General features: G+C 66.9%; 16 protein-coding genes. 4 read left to right on the forward strand and 12 right to left on the reverse strand.

Features of this window, described 5'->3' with window-relative positions; translation table 11 throughout:
* Positions 1 to 34 precede the first annotated feature (34 nt).
* The 10 genes from W930_RS0120665 to urtA all read right to left on the reverse strand — a co-directional run bounded on the left by W930_RS0120665 (position 35) and on the right by urtA (position 9,983).
* On the reverse strand, positions 35 to 757 hold the full coding sequence (locus tag W930_RS0120665; protein WP_023598018.1) for an amino acid ABC transporter ATP-binding protein: 723 nt from the start codon (positions 755 to 757) through the stop codon (positions 35 to 37).
* Positions 744 to 1,394: an amino acid ABC transporter permease gene (locus W930_RS0120670; protein WP_023598017.1), complete on the reverse strand. Its 651-nt coding sequence runs from the start codon at positions 1,392 to 1,394 to the stop codon at positions 744 to 746. The genes W930_RS0120665 and W930_RS0120670 overlap by 14 nt, the downstream gene beginning before the upstream one ends.
* Positions 1,391 to 2,071, reverse strand: a complete 681-nt coding sequence (locus tag W930_RS0120675; RefSeq protein ID WP_023598016.1) for an amino acid ABC transporter permease — start codon at positions 2,069 to 2,071, stop codon at positions 1,391 to 1,393. Before W930_RS0120675 ends, W930_RS0120670 begins: the two co-directional genes overlap by 4 nt.
* 40 nt (positions 2,072 to 2,111) lie before the next feature.
* Positions 2,112 to 2,882, reverse strand: coding sequence for a transporter substrate-binding domain-containing protein (locus W930_RS0120680; RefSeq protein ID WP_029754434.1), 771 nt, complete (start codon positions 2,880 to 2,882; stop codon positions 2,112 to 2,114).
* A 465-nt stretch (positions 2,883 to 3,347) separates the two neighbouring features.
* The gene (locus W930_RS0120685; protein ID WP_024788409.1) at positions 3,348 to 4,205 is read right to left on the reverse strand and encodes an urease accessory protein UreD; all 858 of its coding nucleotides are present in this window, start codon (positions 4,203 to 4,205) and stop codon (positions 3,348 to 3,350) included.
* A gap of 142 nt (positions 4,206 to 4,347) precedes the next feature.
* Positions 4,348 to 5,049, reverse strand: a complete 702-nt coding sequence (gene urtE, locus W930_RS0120690) for an urea ABC transporter ATP-binding subunit UrtE (RefSeq protein ID WP_023598013.1) — start codon at positions 5,047 to 5,049, stop codon at positions 4,348 to 4,350.
* Between the two features lie 2 nt (positions 5,050 to 5,051).
* Positions 5,052 to 5,888, reverse strand: a complete 837-nt coding sequence (gene urtD / locus W930_RS0120695) for an urea ABC transporter ATP-binding protein UrtD (RefSeq protein ID WP_028731276.1) — start codon at positions 5,886 to 5,888, stop codon at positions 5,052 to 5,054.
* Positions 5,889 to 5,914: 26 nt separating this feature from the next.
* A complete protein-coding gene (gene urtC / locus W930_RS0120700) occupies positions 5,915 to 7,099 on the reverse strand; it encodes an urea ABC transporter permease subunit UrtC (protein WP_023598011.1) in 1,185 nt (394 codons plus the stop codon).
* The gene (urtB, locus tag W930_RS0120705; RefSeq protein ID WP_028731277.1) at positions 7,100 to 8,722 is read right to left on the reverse strand and encodes an urea ABC transporter permease subunit UrtB; all 1,623 of its coding nucleotides are present in this window, start codon (positions 8,720 to 8,722) and stop codon (positions 7,100 to 7,102) included. It abuts the gene before it with no gap.
* A 64-nt stretch (positions 8,723 to 8,786) separates the two neighbouring features.
* Positions 8,787 to 9,983 (reverse strand): urea ABC transporter substrate-binding protein, encoded by a 1,197-nt coding sequence (urtA, locus tag W930_RS0120710; RefSeq protein ID WP_369798687.1) that lies wholly within the window; start codon positions 9,981 to 9,983, stop codon positions 8,787 to 8,789.
* Positions 9,984 to 10,432: 449 nt separating this feature from the next.
* Here urtA and W930_RS0120715 point away from each other — a divergent pair, with 449 nt between their 5' ends.
* Positions 10,433 to 11,716: an MFS transporter gene (locus tag W930_RS0120715; protein ID WP_072619073.1), complete on the forward strand. Its 1,284-nt coding sequence runs from the start codon at positions 10,433 to 10,435 to the stop codon at positions 11,714 to 11,716.
* 38 nt (positions 11,717 to 11,754) lie between these two features.
* Positions 11,755 to 12,744, forward strand: coding sequence for a GlxA family transcriptional regulator (locus tag W930_RS0120720; RefSeq protein WP_023598007.1), 990 nt, complete (start codon positions 11,755 to 11,757; stop codon positions 12,742 to 12,744).
* A 9-nt stretch (positions 12,745 to 12,753) separates the two neighbouring features.
* On the opposite strand, the gene W930_RS0120725 is transcribed toward W930_RS0120720, so the two are convergent.
* Positions 12,754 to 14,202: a PLP-dependent aminotransferase family protein gene (locus W930_RS0120725; RefSeq protein ID WP_023598006.1), complete on the reverse strand. Its 1,449-nt coding sequence runs from the start codon at positions 14,200 to 14,202 to the stop codon at positions 12,754 to 12,756.
* 179 nt (positions 14,203 to 14,381) lie between these two features.
* Here W930_RS0120725 and W930_RS0120730 point away from each other — a divergent pair, with 179 nt between their 5' ends.
* The gene (locus tag W930_RS0120730) at positions 14,382 to 15,710 is read left to right on the forward strand and encodes an aspartate aminotransferase family protein (RefSeq protein ID WP_023872831.1); all 1,329 of its coding nucleotides are present in this window, start codon (positions 14,382 to 14,384) and stop codon (positions 15,708 to 15,710) included.
* Positions 15,711 to 15,835: 125 nt separating this feature from the next.
* Positions 15,836 to 17,362: a CoA-acylating methylmalonate-semialdehyde dehydrogenase gene (locus W930_RS0120735; RefSeq protein WP_023598004.1), complete on the forward strand. Its 1,527-nt coding sequence runs from the start codon at positions 15,836 to 15,838 to the stop codon at positions 17,360 to 17,362.
* Positions 17,363 to 17,471: 109 nt separating this feature from the next.
* Here W930_RS0120735 and pxpA read toward each other — a convergent pair whose 3' ends face one another.
* A complete protein-coding gene (gene pxpA / locus W930_RS0120745; protein ID WP_023598003.1) occupies positions 17,472 to 18,212 on the reverse strand; it encodes a 5-oxoprolinase subunit PxpA in 741 nt (246 codons plus the stop codon).
* Positions 18,213 to 18,253: the final 41 nt, after the last annotated feature.

The following is an 18,253-nucleotide window of genomic DNA, read 5'->3' on the forward strand; positions in this document are numbered from 1 at the left end:
GGTGGGGCGGTGCGTGCCATGCCGCGCGACGTCGTCATTGGCAGATGAACCGCTGCAGCTCCGGCGTCGCCGGCTGCGTGAAAAGCGTCTCGGGCGCGCCGGACTCCCAGATCTTGCCCTGGTGCATGAACACCACGCGATCCGAAACATGGCGGGCGAACCGCATTTCGTGTGTCACCAGAATCAGCGTCATGCCTTCGGTGGCGAGGTCTTCAAGCACCTTGAGCACTTCGGCGACCAACTCAGGATCGAGCGCCGAGGTGATTTCGTCGCAAAGCAGCACCGATGGGCGCATGGCCAGCGAGCGGGCAATGGCCACGCGCTGCTGCTGCCCGCCCGACAATTGCGACGGATAGCTGTCGAACTTGTCGGCCAGGCCCACCTTGGCAAGCATGGCGCGGGCGATCTCGCGCGCCTCGGCTCCGGCGGTCTTCTTCACGACCTTCTGCGCGAGCATGACGTTCTCTCCGGCCGAGAGGTGGGGAAAGAGGTTGTACTGCTGGAACACCATGCCGACCTTCAGGCGCAGCGCGCGCAGGTCGGTGTCGCGCGCGCCGACGTGCACGCCGTCCACGGCGACGCTTCCCGCATCGAATCGCTCCAGGCCGTTGAGGGTGCGCAGCAGCGTGCTCTTGCCCGAGCCGCTCTTGCCGATGATCGAGACGACCTGGCCGCGCTCGACGTCCATGTCGATCCCCTTGAGCACGGGGGTCTCGCCGAAGCGCTTTTGCATGCCCCTGACTTCAATGAGCGACATGGAGTTTCCTTTCGAGATGACGCGCCCACAGCGACAACGGATAGCAGGCGGCGAAGTAGAACATGGCGACGAGGCCGTACACGGTGAACGGCTGGAACGTCGCGTTGGTGAGCATGGTGCCCGTCTTGGTGAGTTCGTCGAAACCGATGATCGACGCGAGCGCGGTGCTCTTGACGACCTGCACCGAGAACCCGACCGTCGGCGCGATGGCGATGCGCAGCGCCTGCGGCAGAATCACGTGACGCAACTGCTCGCCGTATCGCATGGCAAGGCTCGACGATGCCTCCCACTGGCCGTGCGGCACGGCGTCGACGCAGCCGCGCCAGATTTCCGTGAGATAGGCGCTCGTGTAGAGCGTAAGGCAGACCGCGGCGGCGACCCACGGCGAGACGTTCAGGCCGAGCAGCGGCAGGCCGAAGAACACCAGGAACAGCTGCATGAGCAGTGGCGTGCCCTGGAACACCTCGATATACAGCGCCACGGCGCGAGCGGCCCACGAGACGCGACCCACGCGCACCACCAGCAGTGCCAGTGCGACCAGTCCTCCGCACACGAAGGCGATGGCCGAGAGTGCGAGCGTCCAGCGCGCGGCAAGCAGCAAGCCGCGCAGCATGTCCCAGATCGAGAACTCGATCATCGTGCGCCTCCCTGGGTCGTGCCTCGGAACAAGCGACGCGCGCAGCGCATGAGCACCCGACGCAGCACGATGGCCAGCACGAGATAGAGCGCGGTGACGATCAGGTAGCTCTCGAACGCGCGGAAGGTGCGCGACTGCACGAAGTTGGCGGCGTAGGAGAGGTCGGGGACCGAGATCTGCGAGACGACGGCGGACCCGAGCATCACGATGACGATCTGGCTGGCGAGCGCGGGAAACACCTTCGCGAACGCCTGCGGCAGGATCACGTGACGCAGGATCTGTCCCCGCGTCATCGCGAGCGACAGACCGGCTTCGGAAAGACCGCGCGGCACGGCACGCATGCCCGCGCGGATGATTTCGGTGGCATAGGCCCCGAGGTTCACGCTCATGGCGAGGATCGCGGCCGTGGTCTCGTCGATGTGAATACCGAGACTCGGCAGGCCGAAGAAGATGAAGAACAGCTGAACGATGAACGGCGTGTTGCGGATGAGTTCGACGTACAGCCCCGCGATCGCCCTGAGCCACACCGTGCCCGTCTCGCGGGCGACGGCGCACAGGGCGCCGATGATCACGCCCACGACCGTGGAAACGGCCGTGAGCGCCATCGTGAGCGCGGCGCCGCGCACGAACAGCATCAGGTATTGCCGCAGATCGGCAAAGTCGAGAACGTAATGCATGGGGAACCGGAGACCTGTCGCGAGACGCGTCGTACTGCGATCAGAGATCGGCGGGCAGCGGCATGCCGAGCCACTTCTGCGAGATCTTGCCGAGCGAGCCGTCCTTCTTCGACGCGGTGAGAATGGCGTTGACCTTCGCGAGCAGGCGCGGCTCGTTCTTGTTCAGTCCCACGAAGCAGGGCGAGTTCTTGATGAGGAACTTCGGCTCCGGCAGCTTGGGCGGATGCTTGGCAACGATCGCCGCCGCCACCACATTGCCGGTGGCGACCAACTGCACCTGGCCCGAGAGGAAGGCGGAGATGGTGCCGTTGTTGTCTTCGAAGCGTTTGATCGTGACGTCGGGCGGCGCGACCTTCGAGAGTTCGAGATCCTCGACCGCGCCGCGCGTCACGCCGATGGTCTTGCCCGAGAGATCGGCGGGCTTCGACACGGCGAGGTCCTTCGGCCCGAATACGCCGTTGTAGAACGGCGCGTAGGCTTCCGAGAAATCGATCACCTTCTCGCGCTCGGCATTCTTGCCGAGGCTGGAAATCACGAGGTCGGCCTTGTTCGTCGTGAGGTAGGGAATCCGGTTGGCGCTCGTGACAGGTACCAGCTCGAGCTTTACGCCCATGCCCTTGGCCAGCAGTGCGGCTGTGTCGATGTCGTAGCCGACCGGCTTCATGTCGGGGCCGATGGCGCCGAACGGCGGGAAGTCCTGCGGCACGGCCACGCGCAGGGTGCCGCGCTTCGCGATGTCGTCCAGCCCGTCGGCGTGGGCGGTGCGCGGCGCCAGGGTGGAAACGGCAGCCAGCGCGCTCACGGCGAGCATCAAGGTGGTGAAGGCTCGGCGTGCGCGGGTGCGCGCGCCGAGCGTGGCGACAACGGCTTCATGAGAGACGGCGGTGCGGGAAAACGGCAGCATATCGGCAACCTCGGATTCAGGGGGCAAGCGTTCCGGCAACGGGAGTGTTCCGGCGGCCGGCGCATCTGGTCTGACCGGTCGATACAGTGACGTAGCAGGAATCATGCCCGGGCGAGCGGAACACCGCCGCGCCTCGGTTTCGGGCGCGACCCGGCGGGGAAATGGGGCCGCGAGGCGGCCAGTCTGGCCGTGGGGGGGGCGCGAGCGTGCGCCGAGTTGGTGCGAAATCCGGCGGGCGCGCAATGGGTGACGCCGTTCGTCACCGAAGTGGTGCGTTCGGGACGGGCCGCGCCGACACGGAAGGTGGCCGACTTCCGTGATCGGCCGGTGTCGACGAGATCGCGCGTGCGGCGCTCGCCGTTCAGTGCCGGATCACGTCGCCCAAAGACGCAGCGGCTCGGCAGGGACGCCGTGCACGAGGGGCCGCAGCGCGAGCCAATGCGCGATCAGCAACTGACGCACCGCTTCCATGTCGCGTCCGAGCACGCGCAGCACGAGCACATTGCCGGGCAGACAGGTGATGCCTGCGCGCAAGTCATCGTCGAACGGCAGGTCCTGCGCGAGCGATTCCGCGAGCTCCCGCGTGCAGGCGTCACCCACGGCCCACAGGGCCGCGAAGACGGGAAAGCCCGCGAGGCCGGTTGCGCCGGAGCGCTGCGCGTCGTCGGCGCCGAGCACGGCCTGTTCGGCCCACAGCAGACGGTCGGCGGCGTCGCGCAATTCGAACGTCGAGCGCCATTGGCCCTGCGTCCATTGCTCGCCGGCCGCCTGGCGCCCGAGCAGTGTCGCGTCCCAACCGATCACGCTGGCGCCGGCGCCGAGCCGGACCGTGATGCGCTGACGCGCGTCGGCGTGCTCGAACACGATGTTCTCGAGCGGCAGCCAGTCGAGCTTCGCGCCGTCGTGCACGGCGAGGGTGATGTCCTGTGTGCCGAAACGGCCCTGCGACTTGTACCACTTCGTGGCGCCGGGTGTCGTCAATACCGCGTGCGCTCCGGCACCGACGTCGACGTCGATCGACAGCGCGTCGCCGCCCGCGATGCCGCCCGGCGGATGCACGACGACGGCGTGACAGATGCCCGGCCCCTCCGGATGCAGAGACTTCTGGACGACCAGCGGCCCCTGGTGCCGCCGTGTGGCGAGCACCGTGCGGGTGTCATGTCGCGCGAAGCCGAGCGACAACTCGGCGTGCCAGCCGGTGGGCACGGGAGCGGCGTGTGGTGAATGCATGAGCGATGGTAACGACAGCGGCAATGACGGCGGCGATGGCAACGACGGCGACGTGCCGTCGCGCGCGGGACGATGGCGCGAATCTAGCACGGGCTGCCGCCTCCTGACATCGGTGCGCGACATTGCGCGCTCGTGGCCGCGCTCATACGGCGACCATGTGACGCACGCCGTCGCGCTCCATATCCTTGCCGAGACCGCTTGCAACGATCGCGCCACGGCTCATCACGCGATAGTGATCGGCCAGTTCCAGCGCGAAGTCGTAATACTGCTCGACGAGCAGCACGGTCATGCCGCGCTCGTCGACCAGGCGTCGCAGCGTTCTGCCGATGTCCTTGATGATCGAGGGCTGGATGCCTTCGGTCGGCTCGTCCAGAATCAGCAATTGCGGCTCGCTCATGAGCGCGCGTCCGATGGCGAGTTGCTGCTGTTGCCCGCCGGACAGGTCGCCGCCGCGCCGTTGTTTCATGTCGCGCAGCACGGGAAACAGTTCGTAGATGTGATCGGGCACGCCGCGCTTGGCCTCGCGTGCGGGACGGCTGGCCGCCCCGATCAGCAGGTTCTCCTCGACGCTCAGGCGCGGGAAGATCTCGCGGCCCTGCGGCACGTATGCGAGCCCGTCGGCCACGCGCGCATAGGGCGGCGAGGACGTGAGCGCCTTGCCGCGCCAGGCGATGCTGCCCGACTTCACGGGCACTACGCCCATGAGGCACTTGAGCAGTGTGGTCTTGCCCACGCCATTGCGCCCGAGCAGCACCGTGAGCTGGGCGTCGGGCACCGTGAACTCCACGTTGCGCAGGATGTGACTGCCACTGTAGTACTGGTTGAGGGCGTGAATTTCCAGCATGGTCAGCGTCCCAGATACGATTCGATCACACGTTCGTCGCGCTGCACGGCGTCGAGCGTGCCTTCGGCGAGCACGCGACCTTCGGCCATGACCGTGACGAGGCCCGTGTCGCCCGCGAGCGAGGCGACGAACGCCATGTCGTGTTCGACCACCATCATCGAGCAGTGGCCGCGCAAGCGGTTGAGCAATTCGGCGAGCTGCGCCGTTTCTTCGTCGGTCATGCCGGCTGCGGGCTCGTCGAGCAGCAGCAGTTGCGGTTGTTGCATGAGCAGCATGCCGATCTCGAGCCGCTGCTTCTGGCCGTGCGAGAGCTGCCCGGCAAGAACGCGTGCCTGACGTTCCAGGTGCGTGAGCGCCAGCACTTCCTCGATGCGACGGCGCATCGCGGGCGTGAGGATTGCCCACAGCGCGCGAAACCAGCGCTTGTCGCCCGCGCAGGCCAGCTCGAGGTTCTCCCAGACGCTGTGATGCTCGAACACCGTTGGCTTCTGGAACTTGCGCCCGACGCCGGCCTGCGCGATCGCCGGCTCGTCCAGGCGCGTGAGGTCGAGCGTCTGGCCGAGGAACGCGCGGCCCGTGTCGGGGCGTGTCTTGCCGGTCACGACATCCATCATCGTGGTCTTGCCCGCGCCGTTGGGACCGATGATGCAGCGCAGTTCATCGGTCTTGATCGACAGCGACAGATCGTTGAGTGCGCGAAAGCCATCGAACGAAACGGAGATGTTCTCGAGGTAGAGGATCAGGCCGTGCGACGTGTCGATCTCGCCGGGCACCACGAGGTGCGACATGCCCGTGGTGTCGCCGCTGACGGTGACGCTCGCGTCCGGCGCGTCCGTCATTTGCCAGGCGATGTCGTAGTCGGGTCTCATGCGCGGTCTCCGGTGAGCGGGTGGGGCGCGTCGCCTTCGGCTTGCGCGGGGGCCTGCTGGGCAGGCTTGCGCGAGCGCCGCGTGACGAGGCCGATCACGCCCTGCGGCAGCAGCAGCGGCACGAGGACGAACATGGCGCCGAGAAAGAACAGCCAGTACTCGGCGAAGTACGCGGTGAAGAAGCTCTTCGCGCCATTGACGAGGAAGGCACCGACGATCGCGCCGACGAGCGAGCCGCGTCCGCCGATGGCGACCCAGATCGCCATTTCGATGGAGTTGACCGGGGCCATCTCGCTCGGGTTGATGATGCCGACCTGCGGCACATACAACGCACCCGCCACACCGCACAGCATCGCCGACAGCGTCCAGACGAACAGCTTGTAGCCGAGCGGGCGGTAGCCCAGGAACATGGCGCGCGACTCGCCGTCGCGCATCGCCGTGACCACCCGGCCGAACTTCGACATGACCAGCGCGCGGCACAGCAGGAAGGCGCCGACGAGCACCGCGAACGTCACGAGAAACAGCACCGTGCGCGTATTGGCCGACGTGATCGGGTAGCCCAGGATGCGCTTGAAGTCGGTGAAGCCGTTGTTGCCGCCAAAGCCGGTCTCGTTGCGGTAGAACAGCAGCATGGCGGCGAAGGTCAGGGCCTGCGTGATGATCGACAGATACACGCCCTTCACGCGTGAGCGGAAGGCCAGGTAGCCGAAGATCCACGCCACCGCGCCCGGCAGTGCCACCACGAGGAACATCGCCCAGGCGAAGTGCTCGGTGCCTGTCCAGTACCAGGGCAGCGATTTCCAGTCGAGGAACACCATGAAGTCCGGCAGGTCGCTGTGGTACACACCGTCGCGGCCGATGCCGCGCATCAGGTACATGCCCATTGCATAGCCGCCGAGCGCGAAGAACAGGCCGTGCCCGAGGCTCAGGATGCCGCAGTAGCCCCACACCAGATCGAGCGCGAGCGCCGCGATGGCGTAGCACATGATCTTGCCGACGAGCGTCATGGCGTAGGCGGACAGATGCAGCGGATGCGACGGCGGGAGCACCAATGCACAGACCGGCACCAGAATCGCCACGGCAAGCACGAAAGCGAGCAGCACCGGTGCGACGTGCCTGGGCAGGAGCCGGGCGCGCGGCGGCGCCTGCACCGGGATCGGAGACGAGTTAGCGGTCGACATTCAGGCCTCCGCGCTGCGCCCTTTGAGCGCAAACATGCCTTGCGGGCGTTTCTGGATGAACAGCACGATCAGGATCAGCACGGCGATCTTGGCGAGCACCGCGCCCCACACGGGCTCGAGCAGCTTGTTGGCAACGCCCAGACCGAACGCGCCCACGATGGTGCCGGCGAGTTGTCCCACGCCACCGAGTACCACGGCCATGAACGAGTCGATGATGTAGCTCTGTCCGAGATCCGGGCCGACGTTGCCGATCTGCGAGAGCGCGCAGCCGCCCAGCCCGGCGATGCCCGCGCCGAAGGCGAAGGCGTAGCTGTCGACGCGCCCGGTCTTCACACCGACGCATGCGGCCATCGACCGGTTCTGCGTGACCGCGCGAATGAAGAGCCCCAGGCGCGTGAGATTGAGCACGGACCAGGTGAGCCCCACGACCACCAGCGCGAAGATCAGGATGGCGATGCGGTTGTACGGCAGCATCAGGTTCGGCAGTACGGCCACGCCGCCGCTCATCCACGACGGATTGATGACTTCGACGTTCTGCGCGCCAAACAGCGTGCGCACGCCCTGGATGAGCAACAGGCTGATACCGAAGGTCGTGAGCAGCGTTTCGAGCGGGCGGCCGTAAAGGTGTTTGATGACGGTGCGCTCGAGGACGAAGCCTAGGGCGGCGGCCACGAGAAATGCGGCGGGCACGGCGGCCACGAGGTAGGCATCGAACGCCCCGGGCAGGAAGCGCTGGAACAGCGTCTGCACGACATAGGTCGCATACGCGCCGACCATCAGGAACTCGCCGTGCGCCATGTTGATCACGCCGATGAGCCCGTAGGTGATCGCCAGACCCAGCGCCGCGAGCAGCAGCACGCTGCCGAGCGACAGACCCGCGAACACCGTGCCGAAGAACTCGCTGCGACGCTGCGCCGAGGCCAGTTTCGTGAGCGCAATGTCCGCGGCGCTGCGTACGGTGGCGTCGGGTTCGGCGTAGCTGCCGTCGGCCTGTCGGGCGACGATGGGCAGCAACAGATCGCGCATCTGCGGGTCGCCGGCGGCGGCGATCAGATCGATCGCCTCGCGACGCCTGGCGGGATCGGCGTCGTGCAACGCCGACTGTGCCCAGAGTTGATCGAGGCGCTTGCGCAGCGCGGGGTCGGTCTCCTTGCGGCGCGCCTGTTCGATGCGTGTCTTGAAGGCGGGTGACGGGTCTTGCAGCATCGTGTCGATCGCCTTCGCCCGGGCGTCGCGATCGGTCGAGAGCAGGGCGCCGGCCGCGGCGGCGGTGGCGACCTTCGCGCGCAGCACGTTGTTGAGGGTGAGCGAGCCGGCGTCGTCGGCCTTGACCGGCGCGCCCGTGATGGGATCGACGTACTTGTCGCCGTCCTGAATCGCGAGGCGATCGCCGATCGTCACGGCCGAATCGTCGGCCAGTGCACGCAACAACGCGGCGGCTTGCGGCGAGGCGTCGGCCGCGAGGTGGTCGATGGCTTGCGACTTGGCGTCGAAGTCGTCGCCGGCGAGCGCGGTGAGATCGGCGTCGGTGACCGCGGCCTGCGCGGCGGAGGACATCGTGAGGGTGCCACCCAGGCAAAGCAGGACAAGGGCGGCAGCGGACCAGCGTCTTATCGTTATCATTTGCAACCTCGGCATGCGTCCGGCGCCCGTTGGCCGGGCGCCGGTGCAAGAGATGGAAGGAGCGTCAGACCTTGTCGGGTTTGCCTTCGTTACCCGAGATGTACGGGCTCCAGGGCTGCGCGCGCACCGTGGTCTTGGTCTTCCACACGACGTTGAACTGACCGTCCGGGCGGATTTCGCCGATCATCACCGGCTTGTGGAGATGGTGGTTGCCGTCCATGACCATATCGAAGCCGTCCGGCGACTTGAACGACTGGCCGATCATCGCCGTGCGCACCTTGTCGACGTCGACGCTGCCCGCCTTCTCCACGGCCTGCTTCCACATGTGCATGCCGACGAAGGTCGCTTCCATTGGATCGTTCGTCACGCGCTTGTCGCCGCCGGGCAGGCCCTTTGCCTTCACGTAGGCGAACCATTCCTTCTTGAAGGCGTCGTTGGTCGGGTTCTTGATCGACATGAAGTAGTTCCACGCGGCCAGGTGCCCCACGAGCGGCCTGGTGTCGATGCCGCGCAGTTCCTCTTCGCCGACCGAGAACGCCACGACCGGCACGTCGGTGGCCTTGAGCCCCTGGTTGCCGAGTTCCTTGTAGAACGGCACGTTCGAGTCGCCGTTGATGGTCGAGACCACGGTGGTCTTGCCGCCCTGCGCGAACTGCTTGATGTTGGCGACGATGGTCTGGTAGTCGCTGTGCCCGAACGGCGTGTAGACCTCCTGAATATCCTTGTCGGCCACGCCCTTCGAATGCAGGAAGGCGCGCAGGATCTTGTTGGTCGTGCGCGGATAGACGTAGTCGGTGCCGAGCAGGAAGAAGCGCTTCGCGCCGCCGCCTTCCTTGCTCATCAGATACTCGACGGCGGGAATGGCTTGCTGGTTCGGTGCGGCGCCGGTATAGAAGACGTTCTTCGACATCTCCTCGCCTTCGTACTGCACCGGGTAGTACAGCAGACCGTTGAGCTCCTCGAAGACCGGCAGCACCGACTTGCGCGACACCGACGTCCAGCAGCCGAACACGGCGGCGACCTTGTCCTTGGTGAGGAGCTGGCGGGCCTTTTCGGCGAAGAGCGGCCAGTTCGATGCAGGGTCGACGACCACGGCCTCGAGCGGGCGCCCCATCACGCCGCCCTTGGCGTTGATGTCCGCGATGGTCATGAGCGCGACATCCTTGAGCGACGTCTCCGAGATGGCCATGGTGCCCGAGAGCGAGTGCAGAATGCCGACCTTGATCGGCGTCTTGCTCTGCGCGAACAGGTTCGGCGCCATGCCGGTGAGGGATGCGGCGCCCGAGAGGGCCGCCATCTGGAGTAGCGTGCGTCGTTTCATGGTACGTCTTCCCCTTTTTTCCTGGTTAGACCGGTCGTTCCGGTATGCGAGGGGCTCACGCAAGGGCCGTGCCAGGCACGTCGTGGGGCGAAAGTGCCTGATGCCGGTGCAATGCGCGCGGCCCGGCGCACCGATTGGCCGCGTTTCGCGCCCCGGGGTGAGGCATGCCGGCGCGATGGCGTGCCGAGATGGTGCGCACCGAAATGGCGCCGGGCGTGGCTTCAGGGTACCGAAGGGAAAGCGTGCGCCCGTAAGGCGCTTCGCGTGCGCGCAGGTCGATGGCGAGAAATGACGACGTGGCATTTTTTGATGCATGATTGGCATTCGTGCCAACGTGGTCGACGGCAAGATGAGTGCTCCCTACGACTCCCCGGTTCGACCTCCTGACCATGACCGATGCCATTGCCGGGCGCGCCACGCCCCCATCCCCACCGGAACCCGCCGGGCCCGCGGAGCGTCGCCGCCGCATGGGCCGGCGCTACGCGGCCGTGCTCGCCGCCTGTCAGGCGCTCTATACCGCGGCGTTGTCCGTCGATCTGACACTGACCGGTCTGGTCGGCTACATGCTGGCTTCGGACAAGGGGTATGCAACGCTGCCGTTCTCGCTGATCACCGTCGCTTCGGCGATCACGACGATCTTCGCGTCGATGCTGATCCAGCGCTTCGGCCAGCGCATCGGCTTTGCGCTGGGCGCGCTGTTCGGCACGGTCGGTGGTCTGGTGTCGGTCATGGCGATCTACGAGCGTCACTTCGCAATGTTCTGTGCGGGTACGGCGTGCGTGGGCGTATTCCAGGCGTTCGCCCGCTATTACCGTCTCGCGGCGGCCGATGTGGTGCCCGTCGAGGACAAGCCCCGCGCGATCTCGGTCGTGCTCACGGGCGGCGTGCTGGCGGCGGTCATCGGTCCGGCACTCGCGGCCGGCAGCAAGGACTGGCTCGCCCCGGTGACGTTCGCGGGATCGTATCTGGTCGTCACGCTGCTCTCCGGCATTTCGCTGTTGCTGCTCGTGGGCTTCCTGCGCGACCTGCCGGTGCATGCGGCAGTCGGCGCGGCCGGCAATGCCGACGCGTTGCCCGCGCGCCCGCTCGGCGAGATCATGCGTCAGCCGATCTACGTGGCCGCGCTGGCCAACAACCTGATCGGTTTCATGGTGATGATGTTCGTGATGACCGCCACGCCGATTGCCGCCGTGGCCTGCGGCCACAGCATCGACGATGGCGCGCACATCATCGAATGGCATCTGGTGGGGATGTATGCGCCGTCGTTCTTCTCGGGGCATCTCGTCAAGCGCTGGGGGGTGGTGCCGGTGCTGCTCGCGGGCATCGCGATGAGCGCGCTGTGCGGCGTGCTCGCCCTGACGTCGACGAGCCTGCCGTACTTCTATGCCGCGCTGGCGTTCCTCGGCGTGGGCTGGAACTTCATGTTCGTGGGCGGCACGACGTTGCTCACGATGTCGTATCGTCCGGCCGAGCGCGCGCGTGCGCAGGCGGCCAACGAGTTCATCACCTTCGCCGGTACCGCGCTGGCGAGCCTGTTCGCGGGGCAACTGCTGGCGCGCTTCGGCTGGGCCACGATCAACCAGGCGACCTTCCCGTTGCTCGCGCTCGCCGCGTTGGCCACCGTCTGGTATGCGCTCGACGCCCGGCGCCGTCCGGCACAGGCGACAGCCTGAAGACCTAGCGCGCACGCCCTCCCATTCCCTCGTACACCATGAGCCAACCCCCACGTCTCATCGCTTTCCTGATCGTGCCGCCCTTCGTGCTGCTCGATCTCGCCGGGCCGCTCGACGCCTTCCATGCCGTGATCCGCAACTTCGGGGAGACGGGACAGACCGAACCCTATCGCACGATCGTGGTGTCGGAACATGGCGGTCCGGTGGAGACGGGCTCGGGTATCACGCTGCACACGGAGCCGATGCGCGTGCTCGACGCGATGCAAGTCGACACACTGATCGCCGTGGGCGGTGCGGTGGCGCATCGGCCGGCGGTGCCGGCCGAGGTGAGCGAGTGGTTGCGTGCGTACGCTCCGCGCGTGCGACGCGTGTGTTCGGTGTGCGTGGGGGCGTTCATTCTCGGCTCGGCGGGGCTGCTCGACGGGCGTCGCGCGACGACGCACTGGCTCGATACCGCCATGCTGCAGACCTGCTTCCCGGCGGCCATCGTGGAATCGGACCCGATCTATGTGCGTCAGGACCCGGTGTGGACGTCGGCCGGCATCACGGCGGGCATCGACCTCGGGCTCGCGCTGGTGGAGGACGACTGCGGCAAGGACGTGGCCTTGCACGCCGCGAGGCGCCTTGTGGTGTTTCTCAAGCGCGCGGGCGGCCAATCGCAATTCAGCCCGCCCTTGCAGGCGCAAGTCGCGGCGGGCACGCCGTTCGGTGATCTGCACGCGTGGATGTCCGCGCGGCTCGATGGCGATCTGTCGGTGGTGCGTCTCGCGGAGCAGGCCAACATGAGCCCGCGCACGTTTGCGCGCAGCTATCTGGCGCGCACCGGATCGACGCCCGCGAAGGCGGTCGAGCGCATGCGTCTGGAGGCCGCCCGTTTCGCCCTGCTCGATTCGGAGGCCCCGCTCAAGCGCATTGCCGCCCGGGTGGGCTTTGGCGATGAACAGAACCTGCGTCGCGCCTTTCAGCGTCAGTACGGCGTAACACCCGCGGCGTACCGCGAGCGGTTCGGGGTGGGGGAAAGCGCGTAGGCCTTCATTTCACGCGGCCAACTTCCCCGCGGCTGCGCGATCCAGGAAGCGGAACAGGCGGGCGTCGTCGGAGTACGCCACGTTGAAGCGGAACCAATGGCAAGGATCGTTGTGCGCGAGGAAGAACTCGCCCGGGGCCAGCATGATGCTCTCGAGCAGGGCCGCCTCGGCCAGCTCGCGCGCCGGCTGCGCCGTCGCCGGCAGGCTGCCGCACACGAACATGCCGCCTTCGGGCTGCGCCAGCAATGTCACGCCGTGCGATTGCAACTGCGTGATGAGACGCGCCCGCGAGCGCGTGAGGCGATCGGAGAGCCGTTCGATGTGTTTGCGGTGACGCCCTTCGGTGAGGATCGCGTGCACGATGCGCTCGTTGATCTCCGAGGACGTGAGTCCCGCCACCATCTTGCTACGCGCGATTTCGTGCGCCAGATCGCGCGAACACGCGAGATAGCCCACCCGCACCGACGGCGAGATCGTCTTCGAGAAGCTCGAGACGTAGATCACGCGCGAGAGGCCGTCCATGGCCGCGAGCGATGGCGTGCCGGCCGGGGCCAGCTCGCGGTAGATGTCGTCCTCGACGATCCAGAAGCCGTGCTGCTCGGCGCATTGCAGGATGCGATGCGCCGACGCAGGCGTGAGCGACGTGCCCAGCGGATTTTGCAAAGCGGGATTGACGAACAGCGCGCGCGGGCGATGTGTCTGCGCCGCCTGCTCCAGTGCCGCGAGATCGAGTCCCGCTTCGGTTCGGGCAATGCCCACCACGTTCAGTCCCGCCAGCCGCAACACCGCCAGCAGGTTGCAGTACGCGGGCGCCTCGACCAGTACGGTGTCGCCCGGTTTGAGCAGCGTGCGCACCACGAGATCGAGCGCCTGTGTCGCGCCGTGCGTGAGCACGATGTGCTCGGGCGGCGCGTCGATGGACAGTTCGCCCAGGCGCCGCGCCAGCCATTGCCGCAACGGCCCATAGCCGTGCGGATGCCCGTAGTGCGCGAAATGGGCGCCCGGGCCCTTGGAGAGCGTGCGAAGCGCGCCGTGCAGGCCGTCCTCGTCGAGCCAGCTGTCGGGCAACCAGCCGCAACCGCTCTTCACGGCGATGGTGTCGTCGGCAAAGATCTCCGAGAGCAGCCACGCGTTCGTGACTTCGCTGGCGGCGGCGCTCATCGTCATCGCCCCACCGGGGTTTGCCGCGCCCGCCTCGCGCGCGTCGGCCGCACCGGCCACGAAGAACCCGGCGCCGCGCCGCGCGACGAGTGTGCCATGCGCCACCAGCCGGTCGTACGCCTCCACCACCGTGAAGGTGCTGATGCCGTGTGCCTTGGCCAGCGACCGGATCGACGGCATGCGCATGCCTGCATGCAGTGTCTGGCGCTGCAAAGCGCGCTCCACCTCGCGCACGATCTGGTCGACGAGGGCTTCGGGCTGGGCGCGGTTCAGGGAAAAGGCGAGGGGCTGGACCATGGTGTTTTGGCTGTTGCCAATACAGTTTGAGCAATTGACCGATACAGAATATACATTTTCCAGATAACTGTACATGTCTGTACCGGTCGGCCTCTCGTAGCATCGATCCCGTCCACCCGTGACGGCCTTGCCGTTCCCGGGACGTCCTGATCGATCCCAAGACCTGGGGAGCCCCCGCGATGAACATGAAAGACCTGAATCTCGACATGACGGCATTCTGGATGCCGTTCACCAACAACCGTCAGTTCAAGCACTCGCCGCGCCTGCTGGTGGGGGCCGAGGGCATGTACTACACGTCGTCGGACAACCGCCGGATTCTCGACGGCACGGCCGGGCTGTGGTGCGTGAATGCCGGTCACTGCCGCACCGAGATCGTCGAGGCGATCCGCAAGCAGGCGGGCGAGATGGATTTCGCGCCGACGTTCCAGATGGGGCATCCGCTGGCATTCGAGGCCGCGAGCAAGATTGCCGCCATTACCCCGCAGGGGCTCGATCGCATCTTCTTCACCAACTCGGGGTCGGAGTCGGTCGACACCGCGCTGAAGATGGCACTGGCCTACCATCGCGCGCGCGGCGAAGGTCAGCGCACGCGCCTGATCGGACGCGAGCGCGGCTATCACGGCGTGGGCTTCGGTGGCATTTCGGTCGGTGGCATCTCGCCGAACCGCAAGGCGTACTCGGGCCAGTTGCTGCCCGCGGTCGACCACCTGCCGCATACGCTCAACATCAAGGAAGCCGCGTTCACCAAGGGGCAGCCGACCTGGGGCGCGCATCTGGCCGATGAACTCGAGCGCATCGTCACGTTGCACGACGCCTCGACCATCGCCGCGGTGATCGTCGAGCCGCTCGCCGGTTCCACGGGTGTGCTGGTGCCGCCGAAGGGCTACCTCCAGAAGCTGCGCGAGATCTGCGACAAGCATGGCATCCTGCTCATTTTCGACGAGGTGATCACCGGTCTCGGCCGTCTGGGCGCACCGTTCGCCGCGCAGTACTTCGGCGTGACGCCGGACATCATGACGATGGCCAAGGGCGTGAACAACGCGGCCGTACCGATGGGTGCCGTGGCGGTGAAGACGAGCGTGCACGACGCCATCGTCGACGCCGGCAACGCGGGCGCCATCGAGTTCTTCCACGGCTATACGTATTCGGGGCATCCGCTGGCCGCGGCAGCCGCATGCGCCGCGCTCGATCTCTACAAGAGCGACGGCTTGTTTGAACGCGCCGCGAAGCTCGCGCCGCACTTCGAGAAGGCCATCCACGGTCTGCGCGACCTGCCCAACGTCATCGACATTCGCAATCTCGGCATGGTGGGCGGCATCGAGCTGTCGACCCGCGACGGCAAGCCGGGTGCCCGCGCGCACGAAGTTTTCGTCAAGTGCTTCGAAAAGGGCGCGCTGGTCCGCTACACCGGCGACATTCTCGCGTTCTCGCCGCCGCTGATCGTAAGCGAAGCGCAAATCGACGAATTGTTCGGCATCGTGGCCGAAGCCATTCGCGAAACCGCCTGAGTCGCGGCATTCCTCATCGGGACCGGGCGGCCGCGCGCCGCCCGGGCACGCTCATCACACGGGCTCCGACCGGAGCCAACCCGGGACAGACGTCTGGCCCGGACACGGAATTCACGGACATCGACATGAATCAGCGAGTCAACATCGAACGTATCGAGCATTGGATCGGCGGCGCGAGCGTGGCGTCGGGCGAGACGGAACTGCGCTTTGGCGAAGTGACGAACCCGGCCACCGGCGAGGTGATCCGCCAGGTGGCGCTGGGCGGCGAGAAGGACGTGGCGACAGCCGTGGCCGCGGCACGCGCCGCGCTGCCGGCATGGCGCGCCACGCCGCCGATGAAGCGCGCGCGCGTGATGATGAAGTACCGCGAGCTGCTCGAGGCGAATCGCGAAGCGCTCGTGCAACTCATTACGCAAGAGCACGGCAAGACGCTCGACGACGCGCGCGGCGAAGTCACGCGCGGCATCGAAGTGGTGGAATTCGCCATCGGCATTCCGCACCTGCTCAAGGGCGAGATCGCACCGCAGGTGGGTACGGGCGTCGATACGTATTCGATCCACCAGCCTGTCGGCGTCTGCGCGGGCATCACGCCGTTCAATTTCCCGTCGATGGTGCCGCTGTGGATGTTCCCGATGGCGGTGGCGTGCGGTAACACGTTCGTGCTCAAGCCGTCGGAGAAGGTGCCGTCGGCCGCGCTGCTGCTCGCTCGGCTGGCCAAGGATGCCGGCCTGCCCGACGGCGTGCTCAACGTCGTGAACGGCGACAAGGCGGCCGTCGACGCGCTGCTCACGCATCCGGACGTCAATGCGGTGTCGTTCGTCGGTTCGACGCCGATCGCGCAGTACATCTACAGCACGGCGTCGGCCCACGGCAAGCGTGTGCAGGCACTCGGCGGCGCGAAGAACCACGGCGTGGTGATGCCCGACGCCGATCTCGACTTCACCGTCGATGCGCTGATCGGCGCAGCCTACGGCTCGGCCGGCGAGCGCTGCATGGCGATCTCGGTGGCCGTGGCGGTGGGCGAGGTGGCCGATCAACTGGTGGCGCGACTGGCCCAGGCCGCGAAGGCGTTGCCCGTGGGCGACGGCACCGATCCCGTCGCGCAGATGGGACCGCTGATCACGCGCGTGCATTGCGACAAGGTCAAGGGGTTTGTCGATGCCGGGCTCGACGAAGGCGCAGCGCTGGTGGTCGACGGCCGCGGCCTGAAGGTCGCCCAGCGCGACAATGGCTTCTTCATCGGCCCGTGCCTGTTCGACAAGGTCACGCCGGAAATGTCGATCTATCGCAACGAGATCTTCGGCCCGGTGCTCTCGGTGGTGCGCGTGAATACGCTGGAAGAAGCGATTGCGCTCATCAACCGCAATCCTTACGCCAACGGAACGGCGGTGTTCACCACCTCGGGCGGTGCGGCGCGTCGTTTCGAAGACGAGATCGAAGTGGGGATGGTCGGTGTGAACGTGCCGATCCCGGTGCCGGTGTCGTACTTCTCGTTCGGTGGCTGGCGCAATTCGCTGTTCGGCGATCAGCACATCTACGGGCCGGAGTCGGTGCGCTTCTATACGCGCTCGAAGGTCGTGACGCGCCGCTGGTCGGAGGGCCGCGCGGCCAACGCCACGTCGTCGCTCGTGATGCCGACGCTCGGCCAGTAAGCGGGCAACTTCCGGCGGGAGCGCGTGCGGGCATCGCCCGCGCCACCGCCGCCGATGCCATGAAAAAGCCGTCCCGGGGAATCCGCGGACGGTTTTTTTGCGAATGCCGTCACCGGACCGGCGCGATCTCGATGCCCTCGTCGAGCAGGAAGCTGCGAATGCGCCGCGCGAATTCGAGGGCATGTTCGCCGTCGCCGTGCAGACAGACCGTTTGCGCCTGGATCGGGACGAAGGTGCCGTCGATCGCACGCACGCGTTGTTCGCGCACCATCGTCAGCGTCTGGGCGAGCGCGTCTTCCTCGCGTTCGATCAGCGCCCCAGGCGTGCCGCGTTTGACCAGCGAGCCGTCGGCGGTGTAGCCGCGGTCGGCGAACACTTCCTCTACCGCCTGCATGCCCGCCGCGCGCGCCGCTTTCACCAGCTCGCCGCCCGCCAGGCCGAAGATCGCGAGGTCGGTGTCGAATGCGCGGATCGCTTCGACGAGCGTCTCGGCCAGTGCCGGGTCGCGCGCGGCCTGATTGTAGAGCGCCCCGTGCGGCTTGACGTGCGAGAGCCAGCCGCCCTGCGCACGCACCATCGCGGCGAGCGCGCCGATCTGATACAGCATGCCTGCGCGAACCTCGTCGAGCGGGAGCTGCATTTCGGTGCGGCCGAAATGCTCGCGGTCAGGGAAACTGGGATGCGCGCCAATGGCCACGCCGTGTGCCAGCGCCCAGCGCACCACCTGCTGCATGGTGCCCGCGTCACCCGCGTGCCAGCCGCAGGCGACATTGGCGGAGCTCACGAGTGCGAGCAGTGCCTCGTCGTTGTCGCACCCCTCTCCGAGGTCGACGTTGAGATCGATTTTCATGCGATGTGTCTCCTGCGGGGCCGCGGCCTTGCCGGCGTGCC

Source organism: Pandoraea sp. E26, from assembly GCF_000681415.1.
GTDB classification, from domain to species: domain Bacteria; phylum Pseudomonadota; class Gammaproteobacteria; order Burkholderiales; family Burkholderiaceae; genus Pandoraea; species Pandoraea pnomenusa.

What these genes read in the sequence shown, in the direction of transcription:
- W930_RS0120735 (WP_023598004.1), top strand. Translation starts at nt 15,836, where the DNA reads ATGAATCAGCGAGTCAACATCGAACGTATCGAGCATTGGATCGGCGGC.
- W930_RS0120715 (WP_072619073.1), top strand. Translation starts at nt 10,433, where the DNA reads ATGACCGATGCCATTGCCGGGCGCGCCACGCCCCCATCCCCACCGGAA.
- urtD (WP_028731276.1), bottom strand. Translation starts at nt 5,888, where the DNA reads ATGACGGACGCGCCGGACGCGAGCGTCACCGTCAGCGGCGACACCACG.
- W930_RS0120725 (WP_023598006.1), bottom strand. Translation starts at nt 14,202, where the DNA reads ATGGTCCAGCCCCTCGCCTTTTCCCTGAACCGCGCCCAGCCCGAAGCC.
- W930_RS0120685 (WP_024788409.1), bottom strand. Translation starts at nt 4,205, where the DNA reads ATGCATTCACCACACGCCGCTCCCGTGCCCACCGGCTGGCACGCCGAG.
- urtC (WP_023598011.1), bottom strand. Translation starts at nt 7,099, where the DNA reads ATGTCGACCGCTAACTCGTCTCCGATCCCGGTGCAGGCGCCGCCGCGC.
- W930_RS0120670 (WP_023598017.1), bottom strand. Translation starts at nt 1,394, where the DNA reads ATGATCGAGTTCTCGATCTGGGACATGCTGCGCGGCTTGCTGCTTGCC.
- W930_RS0120675 (WP_023598016.1), bottom strand. Translation starts at nt 2,071, where the DNA reads ATGCATTACGTTCTCGACTTTGCCGATCTGCGGCAATACCTGATGCTG.
- urtA (WP_369798687.1), bottom strand. Translation starts at nt 9,983, where the DNA reads ATGGCGCCGAACCTGTTCGCGCAGAGCAAGACGCCGATCAAGGTCGGC.
- urtE (WP_023598013.1), bottom strand. Translation starts at nt 5,049, where the DNA reads ATGCTGGAAATTCACGCCCTCAACCAGTACTACAGTGGCAGTCACATC.
- urtB (WP_028731277.1), bottom strand. Translation starts at nt 8,722, where the DNA reads ATGATAACGATAAGACGCTGGTCCGCTGCCGCCCTTGTCCTGCTTTGC.
- W930_RS0120665 (WP_023598018.1), bottom strand. Translation starts at nt 757, where the DNA reads ATGTCGCTCATTGAAGTCAGGGGCATGCAAAAGCGCTTCGGCGAGACC.
- W930_RS0120730 (WP_023872831.1), top strand. Translation starts at nt 14,382, where the DNA reads ATGAACATGAAAGACCTGAATCTCGACATGACGGCATTCTGGATGCCG.
- pxpA (WP_023598003.1), bottom strand. Translation starts at nt 18,212, where the DNA reads ATGAAAATCGATCTCAACGTCGACCTCGGAGAGGGGTGCGACAACGAC.
- W930_RS0120720 (WP_023598007.1), top strand. Translation starts at nt 11,755, where the DNA reads ATGAGCCAACCCCCACGTCTCATCGCTTTCCTGATCGTGCCGCCCTTC.
- W930_RS0120680 (WP_029754434.1), bottom strand. Translation starts at nt 2,882, where the DNA reads ATGCTCGCCGTGAGCGCGCTGGCTGCCGTTTCCACCCTGGCGCCGCGC.